General features: G+C 63.8%; 18 protein-coding genes and 2 pseudogenes. 12 read left to right on the top strand and 8 right to left on the bottom strand.

The genetic code is table 11. The annotated features are described in order from the left end of the window. The first annotated feature begins 304 nt into the window (after positions 1–304). The 8 genes and pseudogenes from SBI67_RS14215 to SBI67_RS29110 form a co-directional block, all read left to right on the top strand. Positions 305–1,282 carry an AAA family ATPase gene (locus SBI67_RS14215; RefSeq protein ID WP_318981155.1) on the top strand — a complete coding sequence of 326 codons (978 nt, stop codon included), beginning with the start codon at positions 305–307 and terminating at the stop codon, positions 1,280–1,282. A 156-nt stretch (positions 1,283–1,438) separates the two neighbouring features. Continuing rightward, entirely contained in the window at positions 1,439–3,793 is a 2,355-nt protein-coding gene (locus SBI67_RS14210) for a S8 family peptidase (protein ID WP_318981154.1), read from the top strand. Positions 3,794–4,138: 345 nt separating this feature from the next. After that, a complete protein-coding gene (locus SBI67_RS14205) occupies positions 4,139–4,984 on the top strand; it encodes a helix-turn-helix domain-containing protein (RefSeq protein ID WP_318981153.1) in 846 nt (281 codons plus the stop codon). A 117-nt stretch (positions 4,985–5,101) separates the two neighbouring features. Beyond that, positions 5,102–5,845 (top strand): SDR family NAD(P)-dependent oxidoreductase, encoded by a 744-nt coding sequence (locus tag SBI67_RS14200; protein WP_318981152.1) that lies wholly within the window; start codon positions 5,102–5,104, stop codon positions 5,843–5,845. Positions 5,846–5,866: 21 nt separating this feature from the next. Further along, the gene (locus SBI67_RS14195) at positions 5,867–6,268 is read left to right on the top strand and encodes a VOC family protein (RefSeq protein WP_318981151.1); all 402 of its coding nucleotides are present in this window, start codon (positions 5,867–5,869) and stop codon (positions 6,266–6,268) included. A gap of 2 nt (positions 6,269–6,270) precedes the next feature. Further along, positions 6,271–7,251, top strand: coding sequence for a saccharopine dehydrogenase family protein (locus tag SBI67_RS14190; RefSeq protein ID WP_318981150.1), 981 nt, complete (start codon positions 6,271–6,273; stop codon positions 7,249–7,251). Between the two features lie 24 nt (positions 7,252–7,275). Beyond that, complete coding sequence (locus SBI67_RS14185) at positions 7,276–7,662, top strand: nuclear transport factor 2 family protein (RefSeq protein WP_318981149.1); 387 nt, start codon at positions 7,276–7,278, stop codon at positions 7,660–7,662. Positions 7,663–7,752: 90 nt separating this feature from the next. Continuing rightward, a pseudogene (locus tag SBI67_RS29110) lies at positions 7,753–7,941 on the top strand (VOC family protein); the annotation flags it as partial. A gap of 133 nt (positions 7,942–8,074) precedes the next feature. Here SBI67_RS29110 and SBI67_RS14175 read toward each other — a convergent pair. Continuing rightward, positions 8,075–8,530: an Rrf2 family transcriptional regulator gene (locus SBI67_RS14175; protein WP_318981148.1), complete on the bottom strand. Its 456-nt coding sequence runs from the start codon at positions 8,528–8,530 to the stop codon at positions 8,075–8,077. Between the two features lie 141 nt (positions 8,531–8,671). Between SBI67_RS14175 and SBI67_RS14170 the strand changes: the two genes are divergently transcribed. Next, positions 8,672–9,724: a zinc-dependent alcohol dehydrogenase family protein gene (locus SBI67_RS14170; protein WP_318981147.1), complete on the top strand. Its 1,053-nt coding sequence runs from the start codon at positions 8,672–8,674 to the stop codon at positions 9,722–9,724. Between the two features lie 39 nt (positions 9,725–9,763). Further along, positions 9,764–10,690, top strand: a complete 927-nt coding sequence (locus SBI67_RS14165; protein WP_318981146.1) for an LLM class F420-dependent oxidoreductase — start codon at positions 9,764–9,766, stop codon at positions 10,688–10,690. A gap of 645 nt (positions 10,691–11,335) precedes the next feature. On the opposite strand, the gene SBI67_RS14160 is transcribed toward SBI67_RS14165, so the two are convergent. From SBI67_RS14160 to SBI67_RS14145, 4 genes are all read right to left on the bottom strand, one after another. Continuing rightward, positions 11,336–12,283 carry a hydroxyquinol 1,2-dioxygenase gene (locus tag SBI67_RS14160; RefSeq protein WP_318981145.1) on the bottom strand — a complete coding sequence of 316 codons (948 nt, stop codon included), beginning with the start codon at positions 12,281–12,283 and terminating at the stop codon, positions 11,336–11,338. After that, on the bottom strand, positions 12,280–13,341 hold the full coding sequence (locus SBI67_RS14155) for a maleylacetate reductase (RefSeq protein ID WP_318981144.1): 1,062 nt from the start codon (positions 13,339–13,341) through the stop codon (positions 12,280–12,282). Before SBI67_RS14155 ends, SBI67_RS14160 begins: the two co-directional genes overlap by 4 nt. Further along, positions 13,338–15,137: an FAD-dependent oxidoreductase gene (locus tag SBI67_RS14150; protein WP_318981143.1), complete on the bottom strand. Its 1,800-nt coding sequence runs from the start codon at positions 15,135–15,137 to the stop codon at positions 13,338–13,340. Before SBI67_RS14150 ends, SBI67_RS14155 begins: the two co-directional genes overlap by 4 nt. 171 nt (positions 15,138–15,308) lie before the next feature. Further along, positions 15,309–16,274 (bottom strand): helix-turn-helix transcriptional regulator, encoded by a 966-nt coding sequence (locus SBI67_RS14145; protein ID WP_318981142.1) that lies wholly within the window; start codon positions 16,272–16,274, stop codon positions 15,309–15,311. A 66-nt stretch (positions 16,275–16,340) separates the two neighbouring features. Here SBI67_RS14145 and SBI67_RS14140 point away from each other — a divergent pair, with 66 nt between their 5' ends. Beyond that, a complete protein-coding gene (locus SBI67_RS14140; protein WP_318981141.1) occupies positions 16,341–17,618 on the top strand; it encodes a PucR family transcriptional regulator in 1,278 nt (425 codons plus the stop codon). Positions 17,619–17,780: 162 nt separating this feature from the next. Further along, positions 17,781–19,310, top strand: coding sequence for a carotenoid oxygenase family protein (locus SBI67_RS14135; protein WP_318981140.1), 1,530 nt, complete (start codon positions 17,781–17,783; stop codon positions 19,308–19,310). 36 nt (positions 19,311–19,346) lie between these two features. On the opposite strand, the gene SBI67_RS14130 is transcribed toward SBI67_RS14135, so the two are convergent. From SBI67_RS14130 to SBI67_RS29215, 3 genes and pseudogenes are all read right to left on the bottom strand, one after another. Continuing rightward, entirely contained in the window at positions 19,347–19,625 is a 279-nt protein-coding gene (locus SBI67_RS14130) for a lysophospholipid acyltransferase family protein (RefSeq protein ID WP_318981139.1), read from the bottom strand. Beyond that, positions 19,622–19,936: pseudogene (locus tag SBI67_RS14125) on the bottom strand (integrase core domain-containing protein); the annotation flags it as partial. The pseudogene SBI67_RS14125 and the gene SBI67_RS14130, both read right to left, overlap by 4 nt. Before the next feature lie 451 nt (positions 19,937–20,387). Next, the gene (locus tag SBI67_RS29215) at positions 20,388–20,528 is read right to left on the bottom strand and encodes a hypothetical protein (RefSeq protein WP_489685558.1); all 141 of its coding nucleotides are present in this window, start codon (positions 20,526–20,528) and stop codon (positions 20,388–20,390) included. Between the last annotated feature and the right edge of the window lie 52 nt (positions 20,529–20,580).

Genomic DNA, 20,580 nt, shown 5'->3' with positions numbered 1-20,580 from the left:
CGTCACTGTGCCGAAAAGCGTGGCGCCGTGTTTGTTGAAGCCACGGTGGCAGGTGTCTCTGAATCGACCTGCTGAGCCGTCGACGCCGGATGTGTGTTCTCCGGTGTTCCAAAGCGGCTGGTTGCTCGGATGTTGAGGGCGGGCGTGTCATCGCAATGTGCCCTGAGCGTGTTAGACAATGAGGCGCTGCGGTGACGTGCGAAAGGGCGTCAACCGTGGTCGGCAGGTTCTTGGTCAGACGCGTGGGCGTTCGGTAAAGTACACCTTGCGGTGACTGCCGTGCGGGTTGAGGAGAACGAGGGCGATGGCACGTGCAGATCTCCTCCTAGCACTCGTGCAATCCGGTGCGGGCGGTGATGACCTCGCGTTCAGACGTGCTGCAGAGGCATTGATCGCCGAGGAGGAAAACAAGCGGCATAACGTCCTGGCTTCGCAACTCACCGAGGCGCTGCGCCGAAGGCGGCCCCAGTCGTCGGCGAATGTGACTGCGCTGAGCCGCAACGAGGCGAAGAGGGGTTTGTTCTACGAACAGGAGCCGGAGCGCCGCGTATCGGAGTTGGTTCTGCCACCGGAGGTGCGCCACGCCGTCGGGCAGCTCATCGAAGAGCACTATCGACGCGATCTCTTACGTAGCCATGGGGTCGAACCTCGCCACCGCGTCCTACTCGTGGGCCCACCCGGTGGCGGCAAGACGTCCTTGGCAGAAGCGATGGCCACCGAGCTTGCCGTGCCGCTACTCAGCGTTCGTTACGAGGGTCTGATCGGAAGCTTCCTTGGAGAAACAGCCTCGCGGATGGAAGCGCTTTTCGACGCAGTCCGCGTCCGTCCGTGCGTCTTGTTCTTTGACGAATTCGATGTTGTCGCTAAGGAACGCGGGGACACACACGAGACTGGCGAGATCAAACGAGTAGTCAGCTCGTTGCTGTTGCAGGTCGATCGCCTTCCCAGCCATGTGGTAGTTGTAGCAGCTACGAACCATGCTGAATTGCTGGACCGGGCGGTTTGGCGCCGGATGCAGCTGAGGCTCAACCTTCCCTACCCCACACGGGCTGGGAAGATCGAATGGCTGCAAGGTTGGTCCGCAAAGACTGGAATTCAGCTCGGGTTGACCGCGCGCACTATTGCCGACCGGCTTGGCCGGGTGAGCTTCGCTGAGCTGGAAGAGTTCGCACTCGATGTTCAGCGACGTTCGATCTTGTCCGGCCCTGAGCCGGATGAAGTCGCAGTTACCCAGCAAGTGATTAAGCAGTGGGCCGCCCGAGCCGGCGGTGAAGACGAGTAAATGTCGCCTGAAGAACGTGCCTCGAGTAGGCCGGTGATCTTGGGGCGCGTCGCACCACCCCGTGCCATCCGACCCCGCCGTGGAGGAGGCGGCCGAGCTCAATTCACAGATCCCGATGCGCGTGCTAGGCGTATTGACGCGCAGTTCGATGCTGCAATGGCGGCGATTGGTGATCAGGTCCGCATCTCGGATTCAATCCAGGCAGCTGATCCCCAACTTGTCTTGGTGTTCGAGGCGCTTGACGAGCAGATCGACCTCACAAATGTCGCCGAGAAGCTCGGTATCGAAGTGTTGATCGAAGCTGAAGATGCTGTATTACCGACCGACGATGTCCAGCTCAGGAGCGACAAGCCTCGAAATCCGTTCATTGCGTCATGCCTGCATGCGGTCTGCATGAACCAACGGGCTTTCGACAACCTATTGTCACTGTGGCGCGTATGGAGAGGTGGACGAGATCTGCCGCGCGGGTACTCCCCATTGCGAGACTTGTTCGCGCACCTCAAAGAGGTCCGGCCTTGGGGGCCGCAAGACCGGTTGCAGTCGATTGATTGGGACGAGTATTTCGAAGGCCGAATCGATGACCGCCCCCACTCAATCGAGGTCGAGCTTTGGTATCGACGCACGCCCGCTGCACGCGACAAGAGCCAGCGCGAAGTCACAGCGCTTGTCGAGCAGGCAGGCGGGCAAGTCACGGCGGTAGCGGTCATCGATCAGATTGGGTATCACGGACTCAAATGCGAGGTTCCAACCGCCCTATTGCACGAACTGGCGGCTGGCAACTTCGAGGGCGTTCGCCTTGTTCGATCGGCCGACGTGATGTACCTCCGAATCACGGGGCAGTCACTACCGATAGTTGGGCCGGCGATGGAGATACCCGGCGAGATCGACGACCCGCTGCCGGGTGGCGACCCTGTTCTGTGCCTTCTGGACGGCGTCCCAATGGAGAATCACGTCCTACTACAGGATCGTGTAATCGTTTATGATCCAGACGATCTCACGCAATCAGCTGCGGTCAAGGAACGACGACACGGCACTTGGACAGCGTCGATCGCTGTATGGGGAGACCGTAGCTCAAATCAGGCGCCGGCGACTCGACCGATCTTGGTTCGCCCTGTATTGGCACCGTCGGACGAGACAGCTGATCGGATAGAAGAGCTACCGGCAGACGAATTGGTGCCAGACCTGATGTGGCGCGTTTTTCGGGAACTGTTCGAGGATCAAGCGGGAACACCTGCGGCAGCCCCCACAATCGCTGTCGTCAACATTTCAGTTGGTGACCCTGCGGCCCCATTTGAGACGGTCATATCGTCCTGGGCACGCATGCTTGACTGGCTGAGCTACGAATATGGCGTTCTGATCGTTGTATCTGCTGGAAATCATGGGAGGCTCGCCCTATCTCCATTAACGTCAGCCGATCTCGCGGCAGCTGCAGGTATCGAGCGGCGTCAGGCACTGATGGACGCCATCGACCGCCGACAGAATGAGCGGAGGCTGCTCGCCCCTGCGGAAGCGGTCAACGCCATTGCCGTGGGCGCTACTCACGACGATGGTTCCGCTGCGGTCGCGCAAGGCTACCTTGTCGACCCAACCGACGGTCAGCCGAGTATCAGCCCCGTGACAGCGACAGGAAGTGGCTATCGGCGCAGCATAAAGCCGGACCTTATGGCGACGGGCGGTCGAGCGTTCTACGTCGACGGCGTCGGCTCACAGGAGGCGATCGCGTTTCGCGGCGTCTCGCCGTTAGGGCCGGGGCTCAAGGTGGCGACTCCGGCAGGCAGCAATGAAACCCATGTAGCAGGAACAAGTTTCGCTGCAGCGATGGTGTCCAGACAGGCTGCGCGACTTCATGATCTCGTCGGAGATATTACCGTGGGGACCCCCATGACTCGGCGGCAGCGAGCCGCTGCGACGAAGGCACTTCTTGTCCACGGCACTGATTGGCCATCTGATCTGGCGTACGATCCCTTGCCTCCTGAAATCGCCATAGGGAATGGCGTTATAGCAAGGGATTACTCTGATGGATGCAGCAGCAACGAGGCGGTGATCCTGTACTTCGGATCTATCGGAGCGGCCGAGGAGCAAGAGCTTCTCTTTCCGTTGCCCGATGGCCTCAACGTCCGTGAAACCAAACGGATCGACGCTACACTCGCTTGGCTTACGCCAGTGAACTGGAGAAACCGTCAATACCGTTGTGCAAGCCTATCTTTCGTCGCACCTTCCGGTTCCATTCCGAATCTAGGCACGCCAACGGGTCACCCGCCGGCCATAACCACTCGCGGTGCCACAACTGTCCAGCACCAAACGTGGGAGCTGGAGAAGACATTCGCCTCGGGTCAGGGAAACGATATGAGTATCCGGGTGAAGTGCTACGAACAAGCTGGCGGGCTTGCCGGCCGGACGGTGGATTATGCCGTCGCGGTTTCGCTCTGGGTTGCCCCAACCGTCAACGTCGATGTCTACAGCCAGGTCCGTAACCAGGTCGCGGCACGCGTGGCGGTACGACCGCAATGAAGCACCTCGGCCGGGTGCCAGATCGTCTTCCGCACGTTCGCTAGGAATTGCAGCGCTTCGTGAGACAAACCACGGGTCGCGATCGTGAGACAAAGTCGAATCGGCCCTGGTTAAGAGTGCTTTCAAATGCAGCGAAAGGTGAGAACCTACAGGCGCTGTAGGTTCTCAGATTTGACTGCACTTTCTCACGCTCGGCTGCACCAGCGCTGCACTTGTGCAGGCTGTGTGAGACGCGGGGCCGTGACGTTCGACCGACCGCATCGGGTTCAGCGACTGTTTGCCCCGCGCGTCGTCGACCGTGTACAGGAATCGTCGCAGGAGTGTTGTCGGGGTAGCGTCTGACCTGTGGTGTTGCAGAGTTCCTCCAGTGGGCTGGGTGTCTTTCTCAAGGCTCAGCGCGGCAGGACAGCGCCGCGAGATGCCGGGCTGCCCGAGTTGGCGGGCCGGCGGGTCGCAGGTCTGCGACGCGAGGAGGTCGCGGTGTTGTCTGGGGTGAGCGCGGATTACTACACCCGGTTGGAGCAGGGGCGTGAGCGTAACCCCTCAGCACCGGTGCTGGACGCCATCTGTGAAGCACTGCGAATGACGCCGGATGCGCGTGATCACGCGTTTAGGTTGGCACGGTTAGCGCCGAGGGTCGGCCGTGACACCGAGATGGTCAGCCCGGAGCTGTTGCAGACGATGGGGGCGTTTGAGCACACCGCTGCCTATGTCACCAATGCGGCATTTCGTGTGCTGATCGCCAATCCCATCGCCGCAGCGATGATCGCACCCCTGCAGCGCCGCAACAGCAGCGTGCTCGCGGCGATCTTCGTCGACCCGATCGCACGGGAGTATTACGTGAATTGGGATGAGGTGGCTCGCGCGGCGGTGAGTGCACTGCGGCTGGCGCAAGGGTTCGACCCGCCGATCGCCGAGGTCACCGAGATGGTGCAACGGCTCTATCAACGCAGCGAGCCTTTTCGCCAGATGTGGGACGACCAGCGGGTGGCGGGATTGTCGGCAACCCGCAAGACGATCCGCCACCCGGATGTGGGGTTGCTCGAACTGAGTTTTCAGACCTTCGACGTCAACAACGCCCCGGGCCAGCAGCTGACAGTGGCCACGGCCGCGCCCGGTTCGTCCAGCGCCCAAGCACTCGCCTTGCTGGGGTCGTTGGAGGCCACCCGCCGCCGGGAGCACGCCCGGTAGACACGGTGCCCTCGGTTCCTGGGTGTGGCGCACCCAGGAAGCGCCGCCCTCCCTAAGGGGCTCCGTTCGGCGTTGACTTGCTTTCGTCAGCAGTCAACCCAGGAGAAGCGGAAGTCCATGAGCGTTGTCGTCATCACCGGAGGCAGTAGAGGGCTGGGCGCGGCTACGGCACGTGCCTGCGCGCAACGGGGCATGGGTGTAGCCCTGACCTATAAGAGCAGTCCTGATGCAGCGATGCGGGTGGTCGACGACATCACCGTCGCCGGAGGCACTGCGGTCGCTCTGAGGCTGGACGTCGCCGACATCGACTCATTTGTCGACTTCCGTGAAGGGTTGCGCTCCGCTCTTGAAGACACCTGGCAGACCGATTGTTTCGATGCCCTGGTGAACAATGCCGGCTACGGTGAATACACACCGATCGAATCAGTGAGCGAGGCGTCCTTCGATGCGCTGTTCGCGGTGCACCTCAAAGGCCCGTTCTTCCTCACCCAGACGCTGCTGCCGCTGATGGCCGATGGCGGGCACATCGTCAACATGACCAGCGCCACCTCCCGAGTCGCCACAGCGGGCGTAGCCCCTTACGCTGCCTTCAAAGGCGGCCTTGAAGTGTTGACCCGCTACCTGGCCAAGGAACTCGGGGAGCGCCGGATCCGCGCCAACGCCATCGCCCCAGGGCCCATTCGCACCGAGCTAGGTGGCGGGTTGAGCGACGAATTCGAGACGATGCTGGCCGCCCAAACCGCCTTGGGGCGTGTCGGAGAGCCCGAAGAGGTCGGCTCCGTCATCGCCAGCCTGCTCTCAGAAGACCACCGGTGGATCAACGCCCAAACCATCGAGGTCGCCGGCGGCTACGTCATCTAAATCGACACAAGGGAGATCATCATGCTCGACCACGTTTTTCTGACCGTGCGCGACGTACAAGCGTCGATCGCGTTCTACACCGCGGCACTGGCGCCGCTGGGGATCACCACCCGACTGGACTACGACGCCAACGACGGACCCCCCGGTCATCCGGATCTGTACGGGTTCGGAGATCCGGATATCGGGAAGATAATCTTCTGGCTTCGCCACGGCAGCTCTGACGGCAGCTCCGCCCATGTCGGATTCGTCGCCGACAGCGCCGCCGAAGTTGACGCTGCCTACTCCGCGGCGATCGCAGCTGGCGGCACCGACAACGGTGCGCCCGGTCCTCGGCTGCACTACGACCCCCGCTACTACGCGGCCGGGGTCCTTGACCCCGACGGCTACAGCCTGGAGTTCGTCTACAAGAGCTGGCAGCACTGAGCATGGAAACCCTATTGCTCTATGGTGCAACCGGTTACACCGGAACCATGGTGGCCGAACATATTGTGGATCTGGGACTGAAACCAATCCTGGCTGGCCGCAACGCCGCCAAGCTGCAGGCACTGGCCACTCGGTTGGACTGTCGGTATGCGGTGTTCGATGTGACAGACACTGCGGCAGTGGGGGCCGCGCTCGCCGATGTCACGGTGCTGCTCAACTGTGCCGGCCCGTATCTGCGGACAGCGCAGCCCCTGATGGAGGCAGCCATTTCCGCTGGCGTGCACTACCTCGACGTCGCCGCCGAGCTGAACAGTTACCGACTGGCTGAGGCATACGATGCCGACGCCACGGCGGCCGGGGTGATGCTGCTGCCAGGCAGTGGCGGCAGCGTCGCCATGCTGGGGTGTCTGGCCGCCCATGCCGCGGCGCACGTCGACCACCCGCGCAGCATTCGGATCGCGCTACACGTCGCCGGCGCGATGTCACGCGGCTCAGCTCGAAGTGCCAGCGAGAACCTGACGACTGACACGCTGCATCGCGTAGCGGGGACTCTGACGGCCGCCGACCCGGCGGCGGTCGAGGTGTTCGACTTCGGATTCGGCCCGGTGCCGTGTGCGCCGGTGACGCTGCCGGATCTGATCACCGTCTGGCGCTCCACCGGCATCGCCAACATCGACACCTACGTCTACGCCTCAGGCGAGGCTCTCCGCAGCGGTGAGATCCAACAGTTGCCCGACGGCCCTAGTGCCGAGCAGCGCGCCGCTCATCGCTACCACGCAATCGCTCAGGTGCTTGGCGATGACCAGACGGCGCAGTCACGCCTCGAAACCGTCAACGGCTACAGCTTCACCGCGCTGGCCGCCGCACACGCCGCCCACAGGGTTCTCCACGGTCAGCACCAGCCCGGATTCCGCACTCCGGTAGAGGTGTTCGGCGCCGGCTTCGCCGAGACCATCGCCGACACCCGCATCACCAACATCTGAAGGACAAGGAGGAGAACACCCACGATGAACACCGCACAGAGCTTTTTCGCCGACCTGAGCACCGGCGACGTTGCGGCGGCGCTGGCTCGGACGACACTCGACTTCACCTGGACGGTGGCGGGTGTACCGGGTCAGGGCTTCGCGTTGGCCGGAACGTATGACCGGGAGCGGTTCGCGGCGATGCTGAGCCGCGTGGCCGCGGCCTTGCCGGACGGCCCGCACGTGGAGATTACCTCGGTGACCCCCACCGCCGAAAGAATCGTCGTCGAGACCCACACCACCGGCAGATCAGCGAGAGGACTTGACTACGACAACCGGATTGCCTACGTCTTCGACCTCCGGGACGGGCGCATCTGCTCTGTCCGCGAGTACCTCGACACCATTCACGCCGCAGAGATCTTCACCCAGTAGACCGCTGCCGACGCCGCAAGAATGTCTGTAGGAGGCTCTATCAATGTCTGAATCCACTAAACCGCTGCAGATCTCGATGATCACCTTCGACTGCTCCGATCCCAGGCACCAGCGCGGTGGTGGGCTGATGCACTCGCCGGTGAGGTACATGCCGTCAAGCCGGGGGAAATGGTTGTGGTGGCCACGCAGCAGGGCCTGCGGCTGGGATTTCAGCGGGTGCCGCGCCCGACCCCCGGCAAGAATCGGGCGCATCTGGACCTGCACTCCCCGAGTAGAGAAGCAGATGTGACCCGACTGATCACTGCAGGAGCAATCGAGGTCGGCCGCCACCGCGCCGGGCCGGATTTCGGGTGGTGGTGCTCACCGATCCGTTCGGCAACGTCTTCTGCGTCGCCGGCTCGCCGTAGCTGGTCTACCGGGCGGCGGCACCGTCGGCGTACTCGTCCAGCGCACCTTGTAGTACGTCGGCGATCGTCGTTGCGCGCAGCCGCTCGCACAGCGCGGCGGCGGCATCGTCGTACACCCGAGTCAAGACCGGTTGGATGCCGTACCCGACATAGCATTCGGCGTTCGGTGGCGCCGCCGGGATAGCGAAGATCTCGCCGCCACCGGTCGCGCGGTACACGTCGAGCAAGGTGATCTGTGCGGCATCGCGGGTCAACACCCACCCACCTGCGCGGCCCCGACTCGCGGACACCAGTCCCGCCTCCCGCAGTTCACCCAGGCACCGCCGAATCACGACCGGGTTGGTGTTGACGCTGCTGGCAATCCGCGGCGACGTTCCGATCTCCTTGTCGGTGCCCCGACGATCGAACGCCAGCCACGTCAGCACATGGACGGCCAAACTCATTCGGCTGTTCGCACTCACCACGAACTCCCTTCGGCCGGCGCAACGTATGTAACCACCATGATTACATATTGTCATTATGTAACACCTATGGTTACATAAAATTGGGAGGCGCCTGCCCCCTTTTGACGACACACACAACCAACCTCTTTGGGAGAGAAGATGACTGAGCCACTCACCGAGAGCGCGACGCACATCAACGAGGGACAGGACGCTCCCCTGCGGGTGGTGTTCGACCACCTCGGCGGCCCCGAGGTCCTCGATCTGGTGCCGTTCACCCTGGCGCCACTGGCGCCGGGCCACGTCCGCATCGGAGTCCGCGCCATAGGCCTCAACCGATTCGAGGCACTTTTTCGCCGCGACCATTACGTGATCTCGCCACAGCTGCCTGCGGCGATGGGTGTCGAGGGGGTCGGAGTGATCACTGAAACGGCCGCGGGTGTAAACGAATTTGCGGTCGGTGAGCGAGTTGCTGTGCTGCCGATCCACTCGCCGGTCGTCGGCACCGGAACCTATGCCACTCACGCCGACATCCCTGTCGAAGCCCTTGTGCGGGTTGCCGACACCAGTACCGACGAGGATGAGGCCGCCACCTGGATGGCTAGCCTGCAGGCCTACAATCTGGCTACCAAGGTGCCGATCGGCTCCGGCGACACTGTGATCGTTACCGCAGCCACCTCCTCGGTGGGTGCCGCGCTCGTCCAGATCGCCCACGACTTCGGCGCTAGCGTCATTGCGACTACCCGCACCACCGTCCGCAAGGGCGAGCTGCTGCGGCGGGGAGCCGATCTCGCGGTGGCCGCCGACGATGAAGACCTCGCCGAGGCGGTCCGGGACTTCACCAACGGTAGAGGCGCCACCGTTGTCTACGACACCGTGGGCGGGACATTGCTCAATACGCTGCTCGCCGCCACCGCCGAGTTCGGCCATGTGCTGTCCTACGGCGCCCAAACGTCCCCCGATATCCGCGCTGCGCGCATCGACCTACCGCTGATGGCTCTCGACCGCAGAAGTGTCTCGTTCGTCGACCTGTTCGAGATGGTCGAAAGCCCGGAGCGACTCGCCGCGGCGAAGACCTACATCGCCGACGCGCGTCGCCGCGGCGCCCTGCGGATCCCCATCGACCGCGTACTGGACTTCGAGGAGGTCGCCGAGGCACACCGAGTCCTCGAAAGCGGCCGTCTAGCAGGAAAAGTCATTCTCCACGTCAGCTGAATGTCCCACTTCGATCCACCAACGCAGAAGGACAACAACATGAAATTCGGGCTCTTCGGTGTGAACAGCTTCGCCGGGGCACACCCCGGAGCCGCCGCCGCCGTCGCACTCCTGGCCGAGGACATCGGTCTGGATTCGGTGTGGGCAGTCGACCACGTGGTCGTCCCATCGACTTACCAGACGCCCTACCCGTACGACGAGTCGGGAAAAATGATGGGAGGACAAGTCGAATTCGACCTCGCCGACCCGCTGATCTGGCTCACCTACGCCGCAGCATTGACCGAACGAATACTCCTGGCCACAGGAATTCTCATACTGCCGCAACGCAACCCGCTGGTTCTCGCTAAACAGGTCGCCTCACTCGACGTCCTTTCCGGTGGACGAGTGCGCCTGGGCGTGGGTGTGGGCTGGCTGGAAGAAGAGTTCACCGCCGTCGGCGTACCGTTCGCTGACCGCGGCCGCCGCCACGACGACTACGTCGCGGCCCTGCGCGCATTGTGGACGGACACCAAGGCCTCCGTCGACACCCGGTACGCCAGATTCACCGACGTGATCAGCCTGCCGCACCCCACCCACGGCAGCGTGCCGATCGTCATCGGCGGCGGCTCCACCCGTGCCGCCCAGCGAGCCGGCAACCTCGGTGACGGATTCTTCCCCACCGTCGAAGGCCCCGAAGCGCTCAAGGCCCTGTTACAGGTCATGACCGCCGAAGCGAATGCCGCCCAACGCGACCCGTCCACCATCGAGGTCACCATCCCCTACGTCGGCGACCCCACTGGCCTCGAGACACTCGATCAGAACAAGCGACAGCAGGCTTTCGACCGACTGTGCCGCGCCGCCGACGCATACGGCAGCCTCGGGGTCACCCGACTGCTGATACCGGTGCTCGCCGAAGAAGCCCTGCGCGGGTTGGCCGCCATGCTGGCCATCCGATACGGCACCAACGGGTACGTTATCGGTGGCTGACACCCGTCGAGCCGACGACCTCCAGCACAGCACCGGCCAGCAGCGGATACGGTGACGTACCGATGAAGTGAGAAGACCTGCGCGACTGGGCAACACACCACGATCACCGTGGTCGAGACAGGGCACACCACATGTTGAGTAGCCAGCGCAATCGCCGCAGACCAGACCTTGCTTCACCGCCACCGGATCCGCAAGTATCTTCGTCCCCGCTCCCACACACCGCTGTTGTAGGAAATGCAGCGCTTCGTGAGACAAACGTCGGTGCAGCCATCGTGAGACAGATCGAATCTTCGCAGCTCAGAGCGACGGCCATATGCAACTCAACGTGAGAACCTACACTCATTGTGGCTTCTCAAATTTGACTGCACTTTCTCACGACTGACTGCACTACGGTTGCAGCTCTGCAAAAAGACTGAGGCACGTCGTCTGGACGTCGATGTCTGATGAGCATGCCGCAGGCTTGGGTCGTCGAGAATCGGCGGGACCAGGTGGGCTACCACGGTTGGTCCTTTCACGATGTGCGTGACGAGACCATTCTCGGCGTCGCCAACAGAGTGCCAAAGGGCGTGCGGGCTTCGTCGATCGAACGCATCCCCTGAATCCCGTTATGGTGGCGGTCCCGCGTCGTCGGAGATCACCCGGGATCTACTGCTGGAGAACTCTGGCCCGGCCCGGGTCGGTGGCTGGGGCGAGGACGATGTCGAAGCGGGTGCGTGACCACGCCCCACCTCCGAGGTCCCGGCCGTCTGGAGTCGGCGCTCCCGGCGGCTGTTCGCTGAATTCCTTGATCAGCGACTCCTTGACCCCGAACACACTGTCGCGATCCAGGAGGTCGTCGCCACGGACGAAGATGTGCGTGATCAGCGTGCGCATTTTGGGTGCGCTGACCATGAAGTGCAGGTGCGAGGCCCGCATCGGTGAGCGGCCGGCTGCCGTCAGCATCCTGCCCACCGGTCCGTCGTGCGGGATGGGGTAAGGCGTCGGGGTGACGGCCCAGAAGCGGTAGCCGCCGTCCCGATCGCTGAACATGTGGCCTCGCGCAGCCGTGCGGCCGTCGCTGTACTGAACGTCGTAGAAGCCGTCGTCGTCGGCCTCCCACACGTCGATTCGAGCACCGGGAATGGGCTTACCCGAGATGTCGCTGACCGTACCTTCGACCCAGCATGGCTGCCCTTGGGCGCCCGCGGCGATGTCGCCTCCGAGTTCGATCTCGGGGGCGCCGTCGACGAAGAACGGACCGACCACGGTGGCTTCGGTGGCGTCGGCGCGGGCCTCGTTGTTGATCGCGATGGTCTGCATGGATAGGCCGAGGGTGTCGGAGAGCAGAATGAACTCTTGCCGGCGCTCGTCGGTGATGTGGCCGACGGCGGTCAGGAAGTCGATGCCGTGCTTCCACTCGTCCTCGGTGAGTCGGACTTCACGGACGAACGCGTGCGCGTGCCGCACGAGCGCCTGCAGAAGCTGCTTCAAGCGGGGGTCTGTGGTGCCGGCGAAGGAATCGAGTACGCGTTCGAGCAACGCGTCCTCCCTGGCCCGTTGCTCGGCCGAGATGGTCTTGCCGGATGGGGTATCTGGCAGGTCGGGTGTGGTCATTCGGGATCGGCTCCTTCCCAGGCGTTGTGTAGCAGCCGTTGGAGGTCAAGGGCCGTGACCTCGGCTGGGTTGCTGTCTGGTACGACGGGCAGTATCGCCTCGATCGCATCGTCGATCTGTTGCTCCAGGAAACCGTGATCGCGCAAGGCACGAGGGGCGTGCAGCCGGGCTCGAAGAGCCTGCAGTCCGCCTAGCGCGGTCGCCGAGCCGAGTGCCTCTGCGATCCGCTCGGCCGCCTGCGGCGCGGCGGGTGCGTTGAGGGCGACCACGTGTGGCAGCACAATAGCGTGGGTCGCCGCATGGGGGAGGTTGTATCGTCCGCCCAGCACGTGGCAGATCTTGTGGTGTAGCCCCGAGCCGGCCGAGGCGAAAGCAACCGCGGCGAGGTGGGCGCCGCAGAGAGACCGTTCACGGCCATCGAGTCCGGTGGGGTCGTCGATGACCAGGGCCAGACCCTGGGCCAGTGTTTTGATGCCTTCGGTGGCCAGCGCGGCGTTGATCGGGTCGGCTCGTGGCGCCCAGAGGGCATCCACGCAGTGCGCCAAGCCGTTGAGTCCGGATGCCACGCTGAGGTCGACCGGCAGAGTGAGCGTCAGGCAGGCGTCGTACACGACGGCACGCGGAAGCACCCGTGCGTCACTGCCAGTGAGCTTGTGACCATCGTCGGTGAGACCCCAGACGTCGGTCGCTTCGGATCCGGCGTAGGTCGTCGGGACGGCGATCACCGGCAATCCCGATGTCAGTGCGACCGCTTTCGCCAAGCCGGTGGTCGATCCGCCGCCCACACTGATTACGACATCGACGGAGTGGTCGCTCGCAGCCGCACGGGCGCGCTCGGCCACCGATAGCGGTACGTGCATGGCCACCTCGTCGTGCACCAGGGTCACGGGTAATCCCGTGGTCACCGCGCGGGCGAGCGCCGCCTCGGCTGGCGCGGCGATCACCATCACCCGTCGACCGCCGAGGCGGTCGACCTCGTCGGCGACGGCGTCGGCGGCAGCACCGGTGGCGAAATGCACACGCTGCGCCAAGGTTTCGTGCACGAAGCGCATCGTCATACCGGCGCGCGTCCGAGGACACCGGCCAACGCGGCCCGAAGGCTTGCCTCGGGATCGTCGGGAAGGCATCGGCTTCGCCAGGCGATGTACTTGTCCGGTCGCACCAGCAGTGCTCCGCTCTCCTCGACCTCGCGCAGCTTCGCCCAGTCGTAGTAGAGGTCGGTGACAGCGCGTCCCGGCCCGATGATCACGCATGTCAGTGGAACGTCGAGCTCGTGCGCCGCTGACGCTGCCGCGGCTTCCCAGGCTTCCCCGGCGATACCGGTGATGAGGGTGAAGCCGGAGTAGGGAGCGAGGTCCATCATCGCCAGGCGGCGACGGTTGTCGCCCACCCATGCGTGCGGAAGGTGGGACCCTGGCACCGTGGAGGCCTCGTAGTAGAGGTCTGGATCGCGCGAAGGCAGCGGGCGCGGCGTGCCGTCGGACACGACCGCCGAGGATTCGTAGAACTGCCCGAGTTCCACGCCGTGAGCATTGAACTCGTAATGCTTGAGCTCCATCGCCTTCAGCAGCGCCGCGCGTTTGGCCGCGCCCGCCGGAGTGTTCTCCTTGCGTTCCTCGATCTCCCGCAACATCTCCTCTTCGGTCTCCGCGGCGGTGACACCCAGCGCGTGGAACAGGTGGACGAACTCGCGACTCGACTTGTTGGCACGAGTGACGATGCGCGCAGCCACCGGGGCTCGCTCGGCTGAATAGGTTTCCAGCAGAACCGGATTCGCTTGACCCCGGAGCACCGCCGCCAGCTTCCAGGCCAGGTTGTAGGAATCCTGGATCGACGTGTTGGACCCCAGCCCGTTGCTCGGCGGATGCCGGTGTATCGCGTCGCCGACGCAGAACACCCGACCCGACTGCAGGTGTGTCGCGTACATCTCGTTGTTGCCCCACAGCGAAGTACCGGTGATCTCCACATCGAGATCGGGCATTCCGAGCAGGTTACGCACGATCGCAGTGGCCGCCGCATCGTCGATCACCGGAGGCTCGTCGTCGATGTCGTAGCCCCACACCACCAACCACTCGTTCCAAGGCCTCACCATGCGAACCAGCCCGGCACCGATTCCGCCCACATTCGACCCCGGCTGGATCACCCAGTACAGGACCGACGGACGGTGGTTGCAGTGCTCGCTGATATCGGCCTTGAAGGTGATGTTCATCGAACCGGCGATGTCCATCGCCCCTTCGAAGGGCAGCCCGATGTCGTCGGCCACCTTCGAACGCGCACCGTCGGCGCCGATGAGGTACTTGGCGCGGATGCTGTAGCGCAGCCCGGTCAGCCGGTCGCGTACGTCGACGTCGACGCCGTCAGCGTCCTGGGTGTGCCCCAGGTACTCGGTAGAGAAGCGCGTCTCCGTGCCCCGGACGGTGGCGTTGCGCACCAGGATCGGCTCGAGGTAGGTCTGCGGAATGTCGACCGTCAAGCACGGAGATGCCAACTGGTAGTCAGCCTCCCGCTCGGGACTCGTTCCCCAGGTGTGAATGCGGCCGATCTCCTCGCCGGCAATGGATGTGCAGAACACCGTGTCGCCCACCAGGTGGTGCGGCGTGGCATCGGCCAGCACCTGCTGCTCGATACCCAAATCCCGAAAGATCTCCATCGCCCGCTGGTTGGTGATGTGGGCGCGTGGAGTGTTCGCCGTCCATCGGTACTTGGTGATCATCGTGTTCCGAATACCTAGTGACGAGAGAAGCAGCGCCGCCGACGCCCCGGCAGGCCCTGATCCGACGATCACCACGTCGGTCTCGACGATCGTCGAGCTGGGCAGCGCCGTAGCGGCCTGACCGTCGTCGAACTCCGGCATTGGAGTCACCCTCTCCCGGCCGGGTTGGGCACCGGCGCGTGGAATCGAGTGTGGGCACGGATACAGCGACCTGTCGACAACTGGGGCTCGACTCGGCGGGAAACCGAACAGATGGCCATTGCGCAAACGTCCTCGCCAGGCGACACCGCCCATCACCCTGCGGGCGGTGGCTCAGGCTGGTGGTAGCGACCGAGTGGCTTTGGCACGCCGTCGGACGTCGCTCGCGCGTTCACCGAAGCGGGTCGTGAACGCGTTGGAGAAGTGAGAAGCTGATACGAAGCCGCACCTGTGAGCAACCTCGCCAACCGTCATCGATGTGGCCGCGGGCGTCTGAAGCAGGGCTCGGGCGGCTTGCAACCGACGATTCAGCACATACTCGGGCAGTGTGGTTCCCGCCTCGGCGAGCAGACGCGAGAGATGCCGAGTGCTGATCCCAACGGCGGCGGCAACCCGCCGCGCGGATAATGCCGAATCCCGATAGTGCACGTTGAGATAGGTGTACACGGCCGTCAAGTGCGCCGGGCGCAGATCGTGACGGCCAGACGCGCACAGCGCCGCGATCAGATCGAGCAGCAATTCCTCAGCAATCGGTTGCGGCTCGTGAACGTCTACGGCAGCACCCACAGATCGCGCCAAAGCGTGTGCGATCGGCTGCTCGTCGTCGCTGAAGTCACAGACGATGGGCCGCGCAAGCTGGTGAATCTCCGTTACTTCGGCGAAAAGCTCGCGCGGGATCTTCAGCACCAGCTCCTCGAGACCGCGGGAAAAGCCCCGCATGAAGGGCCGGTCAGCGTCGCACATCAGCAGCTGCCCCGGCCGTAGCGACCAGACCCCGTCCTCGTGGTAGAAGAATGCCTCACCCACCAAATTGAAGAACAACGCCACTGACTCCGTCGGGCGCGCCCGGACCAGCGTCTCGTCGCGCTCCACCACGTGTGAGGTGCCGCGGACCCTCGCCAGGTGCACTCGTTCCAACTGAAGGTTGATCTCAGTCGCCTCAAGCACTTCCGCGCGCAAACTCTTACAACGCAGGCCGATGAGGGCGGTGGCGTTGTGGCTTTCCCACAGTTCTATCCGCTGCTGATCAGGCAGACCGGCAGTCGTGAACGCGCGCGGTTGCGTGCGCATGGTCTGCATACCAAGAAGTTACTACTTGAGACTCGCGTCACACACGTGATCAGGTCGGCAACTTATCGTTGTGGGGTGACCCGCGAGGCGGACGGCCATGGTGACTGGATCCGGGCTCTGCACGCCGACGTCTGCGGTGTGCAGAGCTCCCATGCGACGCAAGCCGCGGCGGCGGCGGTGCCGCTGTTGGGTGAACCGCTGACGGCATGGGGTATCGAACTGGCTGCTCGGGTGCATGACAAGGTTCGTGCCGCGTTGCCAGACGCCAACCTGTCCTCGGGCGGGTACGCATCGGCTGCGGTCGAGGCGTCGGTATTGGCACTGCTCACCGGGCTGGTGACGGGGCAGGCATTCGCCACACCCATGGAAGCGCACGACCACGTGCGGTGGTCGGCGCGGCAAGGCATGACATTGGACACCGTCTTACGGGTGATCTGGCAGTCGCACACCGGCGTGCAGGAGCAGCTGGTCGACGCGATGACCAATGCCGTTCCCGCAGAACAGCTGGCCCATGAGGTCAAGCGAGTGACCTCGGGGCTGCTGGAGACGGTGACCACGATGGTCGGCGACCTAAGTGTCGTGTTCGAGCAGGAGAGCGCTGCCTGGGGCAGGCATCGCTCGGCGACCGTCCGCCATCACATCGACGGCCTGGTCGAGACCGGACAGCCAAGTGCTGGCACCGAGGCCGAACTCGGCATCCGGCTCGGCGACCACCATTTGGCAGCGGTGCTGTGGCCGGTGGGTACCTCGATCGGCCGTGGGTGGACCGCCGATATCCCGGCCTGGAGCGAAGGAGTACGCGAACAGCTCTGTGCTGCAACTACTTTGGTGATGCCGCTTGCGGATGGTTCGACCGAGGTGGTGTGGTCGAGCCCTTCGGCACCACAAACCGCTCAGCTCGCTCACATCGCCGCCCCGGCCGATATCGCCGTGGCGTTCGGCGTCAGTGCCGTTGGCGTGGCAGGCCTTCGAGACGCTGTCGTGGAGGCCAGGTGGATCGCCGATGCGGTGCGCAGCAGCACGCAAGCCCGGGTGTGGACCTACGACCAGCACGGTGTCCTCGCCTTGATGGCAGCCGATCACGACGCCTGCCGCCGTTTCGTCCGCCATACCCTGGCTGGCCTGTTGGGCCGCTCGCCGCGGATGCAGCTGATGCGCGAAACGCTGCTGGCCTATCTGGAAAACCAGGGGAGCCGTAATGCGGCAGCCCAGCAACTACACATCGCTGCCACCACCGTTGCCTACCGGGTGCGCCAGGCACAGCAGTCGCTCGACCCGTATCCCATGGGAAAGCGCACCGCGCTCGTCGTGGCGCTGATGCTCGCCAACCAATACCCGGAACTTGCTGAATGACAGGCCCGGCGCCTGTCGTCCGACGACAAATTCCGCCGCGATCTTCATCGTCCCAACAGCAGAAGTTGCCTGCCGCGCTAGACACACTCGTTTGCATGGATGCACGAACCCATCGCCACGGCAGCTAGCCAAGCGACAGGACGAAGAGCGAGGAATGCAACGATGATCACTCCGCAAAACACACTTCCGACCCAGGTCGTCCCGCGTCCGCAGGGCGCCCAACGCCATGCCGCCGACGTCGACTGGAACACCACCAACATGTTCCTCAACGGCCCGTTTGCACCGTGGCACGAGGAAACCGAGGCATTCGACCTACCAGTGGTCGGCAAGCTGCCCGACGACTTGGCCGGGGCACTGTTCCGCGTCGTGGCCAACCCCCGATTCCGCCCCCTGGACCTCGACCGCTACCACTGGTGGGAGGGCGACGGCGGAGTAGCCGGCTGCTACATCCGCGACGGCAAGGCATCGTTGCGGATGCGGTGGGTGATGACCGAGACCATGAAGATCGAAGTGGAAGCCGGCGAAGCCATCTACAGCGGCTTCGTCAACGGGTCTTCCATACACAAGCCACTGCCTGCCGGAGCTCCACCTGCCAAGAATGTGGCCAACACCAATGTCGGACTCTTCGCCGACCACCTACTCGTCTATTACGAAGGCGGCCTTCCCTATTCGCTGAACCCGGAGAACCTGCAGACGTACGGCGAGTTCGACTTCAGCGGTGGCATCGACGTGCTGTGCACCGCACACTACAAAATCGACCCTCACACCGGCGACATGCTGTTCTTCGCGGCCGTCGGCAACAACCTGACGTGGTACCAAGCCGACGTCAAAACGGCCAAGATCGTCGACGCGTACACCTTCGACATGGGTTGCCCGGCGATGGTCCACGACTACGTCACCAGCGAACACCACGCCATTTTCTTGATCTCACCAGCCCAGTTCCGCCGCGACCGAATCCAACAGGGCCGTCCCGGCGTGCTTTGGGACGAAGGAGCAGTACCGACCGGCAGTCGGTTCGCCGTCCTGGACCGGCGAACCCACCACCTGCGGTGGTATGACACGGGGCTGATGCTCGCCCCGACACACTTCTTCAATGCATACGAAACGCAGACCGGAATAACCGTCGACCTTCACGTCATCTCCCGACTGGGCAACCCCGCCGAACACCCCGACGACGCGGTGATTTCACACTCGTGGTTCCCCCCGGCCATGGCCTGGCGATTCCGACTCGACAACATCACCGGTCAGTGCACCCAAGAAATGCTCACCGGCGTAGCCGGCGAATTCCCCAAGATCAACGACGCCTGGGCGGGTCGAGACAATCGATACGGCTATTTCGTCACCACCCGAGCACTGTCCCCGCAGACCATGAGCGACGGCCTGGCCCGCCACGACTTCGCCACCGGGCAAACCATCGTCATCGAAGGACCGGACGGTCTCACCAGTCCAAGTGAACCGGTTTTCGTCCAACGCCGCGGCGCCACGGCCGAAAACGATGGTTACCTACTTTCGATATGGTGGGACCCCGCCGCTGGCCTCTCCGAAATACTCGTCCACGAGACCACGCACTTCACCCGCCAGCCGTTGGCACGGATCAAACTCCCCGTGCGGATTCCGTTCTCATTCCACGGCTCGTGGGCCAACGCCGAGGAACTCGACGCAGCGATCACCGCGGCAGCACGCGCCGATTGACCATGTGGCGCATAGTGCTGGCCCCGCTGACCGATGTCAATGCGGCCTCACCCCGCGCATCAACTGGAAGAACACGTCAGCGAGTCCTGTGAGCTTCGCGCCGGTGGCCAGGGTCAGCGCACCGAGCGCGCTGTCGCGTGTGGTGACGCAGATGCCGTCCCCGCCGACGTGGCCGACGGGCACGATCGGATAGCCATTGGCGATTGCCACCATGGCGATTCCCGCCCGGCCTTCCCAGCTGAGCCGGTAATCCTCACCCTTGAAATTGCTGATCTCGCGTCCACCGCCGGTGGAACACCGGCACCGTCTCGTCATGCGCCATCAATTCGGCCGCATTCTCGGGGCCGGCGGCGGTAGTTGTAGTCGTGCTTCCAGTCGCTGATGACGACGCGGGCTTGGGCCGGCGACCAGAAGCTGTTGATGGTGAGGCATTCGTCGCGGATGCGGGAGTTGAACGATTCGACGTAGCCGTTGTGTCAGGGTTCGCCCGTCGGGATGAAGTGCAACCCGAACTGGCGGTCGGCTCAGTCGGCCGTTGCGCCACAGTCTGATTCGCGTCCGGTTTCGCATCGCAGCACGGTCGGATAGGTCCCACGTTCGGTGGCCACACGGTCGAGCCCGTCTGACGCTGATCCATTCCGGTGGGGGTTTGGAGCGGTCATCAGCTGCCACACTGGCTGTGTACTCGGCGAGCAGGCGGCCCGCAACAACCCGTTGAGCGGTGCCTCTGTTTGGTGAACCCGATCTGTGGACCCGACCGGGTGTCGGCAGGGCACGATGGACCATGCGGTGAAACCTGCCCTGAATGCGTTCGTGATCACCTTCGCCGACCGATTTGCCGCAGCCGAAGCCCACTAATGAAAGCCGCCGGAAATACCGTTGGTGAGAGGGCTAGTCGGATCGTTAAATACCAGGTCCGCCAGACGAATTCAGCAGCTTCTTACGGTCGTCCGGTGTACAGGGCCTCGGGCACCATGCCGATGTGACGTCGCGCCACTGCGCGGGCAACTTGAACTAGTGCGGATACCCTGTATCAGGGCTTGCCCGGCGGATGAGCAACCCGACCTGGCTGTCTGCTCAGTCAACCATTGCGCTGCAGGCCAATTCGGTTCCGTTGTCGCATCGCAGCACGGTCGGATAGGTCCCGCGTTCGGTGGCCACACAGTCGAGCTCGTCGATGAGCGATGCGATCTTGATCGGCTGCCGGTCGGTGGTCACGTCGAACTGGACGCGACGGCCCTCACCCGGTCGGGTGCATCGGCGACGGCCG

The organism is Mycolicibacterium chengduense (genome assembly GCF_033741155.1).
In the GTDB taxonomy this organism is placed as follows: Bacteria; Actinomycetota; Actinomycetes; order Mycobacteriales; family Mycobacteriaceae; genus Mycobacterium.
The sequence above is the reverse complement of the archived record's forward strand: the minus strand, read 5'-3'. Positions and strand labels throughout refer to the sequence as shown.

Excerpts from the sequence above, each read along its gene's own strand:
- SBI67_RS14130 (WP_318981139.1), bottom strand. The coding sequence starts at position 19,625 with ATGACGAGACGGTGCCGGTGTTCCACCGGCGGTGGACGCGAGATCAGC.
- SBI67_RS14165 (WP_318981146.1), top strand. The coding sequence starts at position 9,764 with ATGAAATTCGGGCTCTTCGGTGTGAACAGCTTCGCCGGGGCACACCCC.
- SBI67_RS14210 (WP_318981154.1), top strand. The coding sequence starts at position 1,439 with ATGGCGGCGATTGGTGATCAGGTCCGCATCTCGGATTCAATCCAGGCA.
- SBI67_RS14195 (WP_318981151.1), top strand. The coding sequence starts at position 5,867 with ATGCTCGACCACGTTTTTCTGACCGTGCGCGACGTACAAGCGTCGATC.
- SBI67_RS14170 (WP_318981147.1), top strand. The coding sequence starts at position 8,672 with ATGACTGAGCCACTCACCGAGAGCGCGACGCACATCAACGAGGGACAG.
- SBI67_RS14200 (WP_318981152.1), top strand. The coding sequence starts at position 5,102 with ATGAGCGTTGTCGTCATCACCGGAGGCAGTAGAGGGCTGGGCGCGGCT.
- SBI67_RS14145 (WP_318981142.1), bottom strand. The coding sequence starts at position 16,274 with ATGCAGACCATGCGCACGCAACCGCGCGCGTTCACGACTGCCGGTCTG.
- SBI67_RS14135 (WP_318981140.1), top strand. The coding sequence starts at position 17,781 with ATGATCACTCCGCAAAACACACTTCCGACCCAGGTCGTCCCGCGTCCG.
- SBI67_RS14215 (WP_318981155.1), top strand. The coding sequence starts at position 305 with ATGGCACGTGCAGATCTCCTCCTAGCACTCGTGCAATCCGGTGCGGGC.
- SBI67_RS14190 (WP_318981150.1), top strand. The coding sequence starts at position 6,271 with ATGGAAACCCTATTGCTCTATGGTGCAACCGGTTACACCGGAACCATG.
- SBI67_RS14185 (WP_318981149.1), top strand. The coding sequence starts at position 7,276 with ATGAACACCGCACAGAGCTTTTTCGCCGACCTGAGCACCGGCGACGTT.
- SBI67_RS14150 (WP_318981143.1), bottom strand. The coding sequence starts at position 15,137 with ATGCCGGAGTTCGACGACGGTCAGGCCGCTACGGCGCTGCCCAGCTCG.
- SBI67_RS14155 (WP_318981144.1), bottom strand. The coding sequence starts at position 13,341 with ATGACGATGCGCTTCGTGCACGAAACCTTGGCGCAGCGTGTGCATTTC.
- SBI67_RS14160 (WP_318981145.1), bottom strand. The coding sequence starts at position 12,283 with ATGACCACACCCGACCTGCCAGATACCCCATCCGGCAAGACCATCTCG.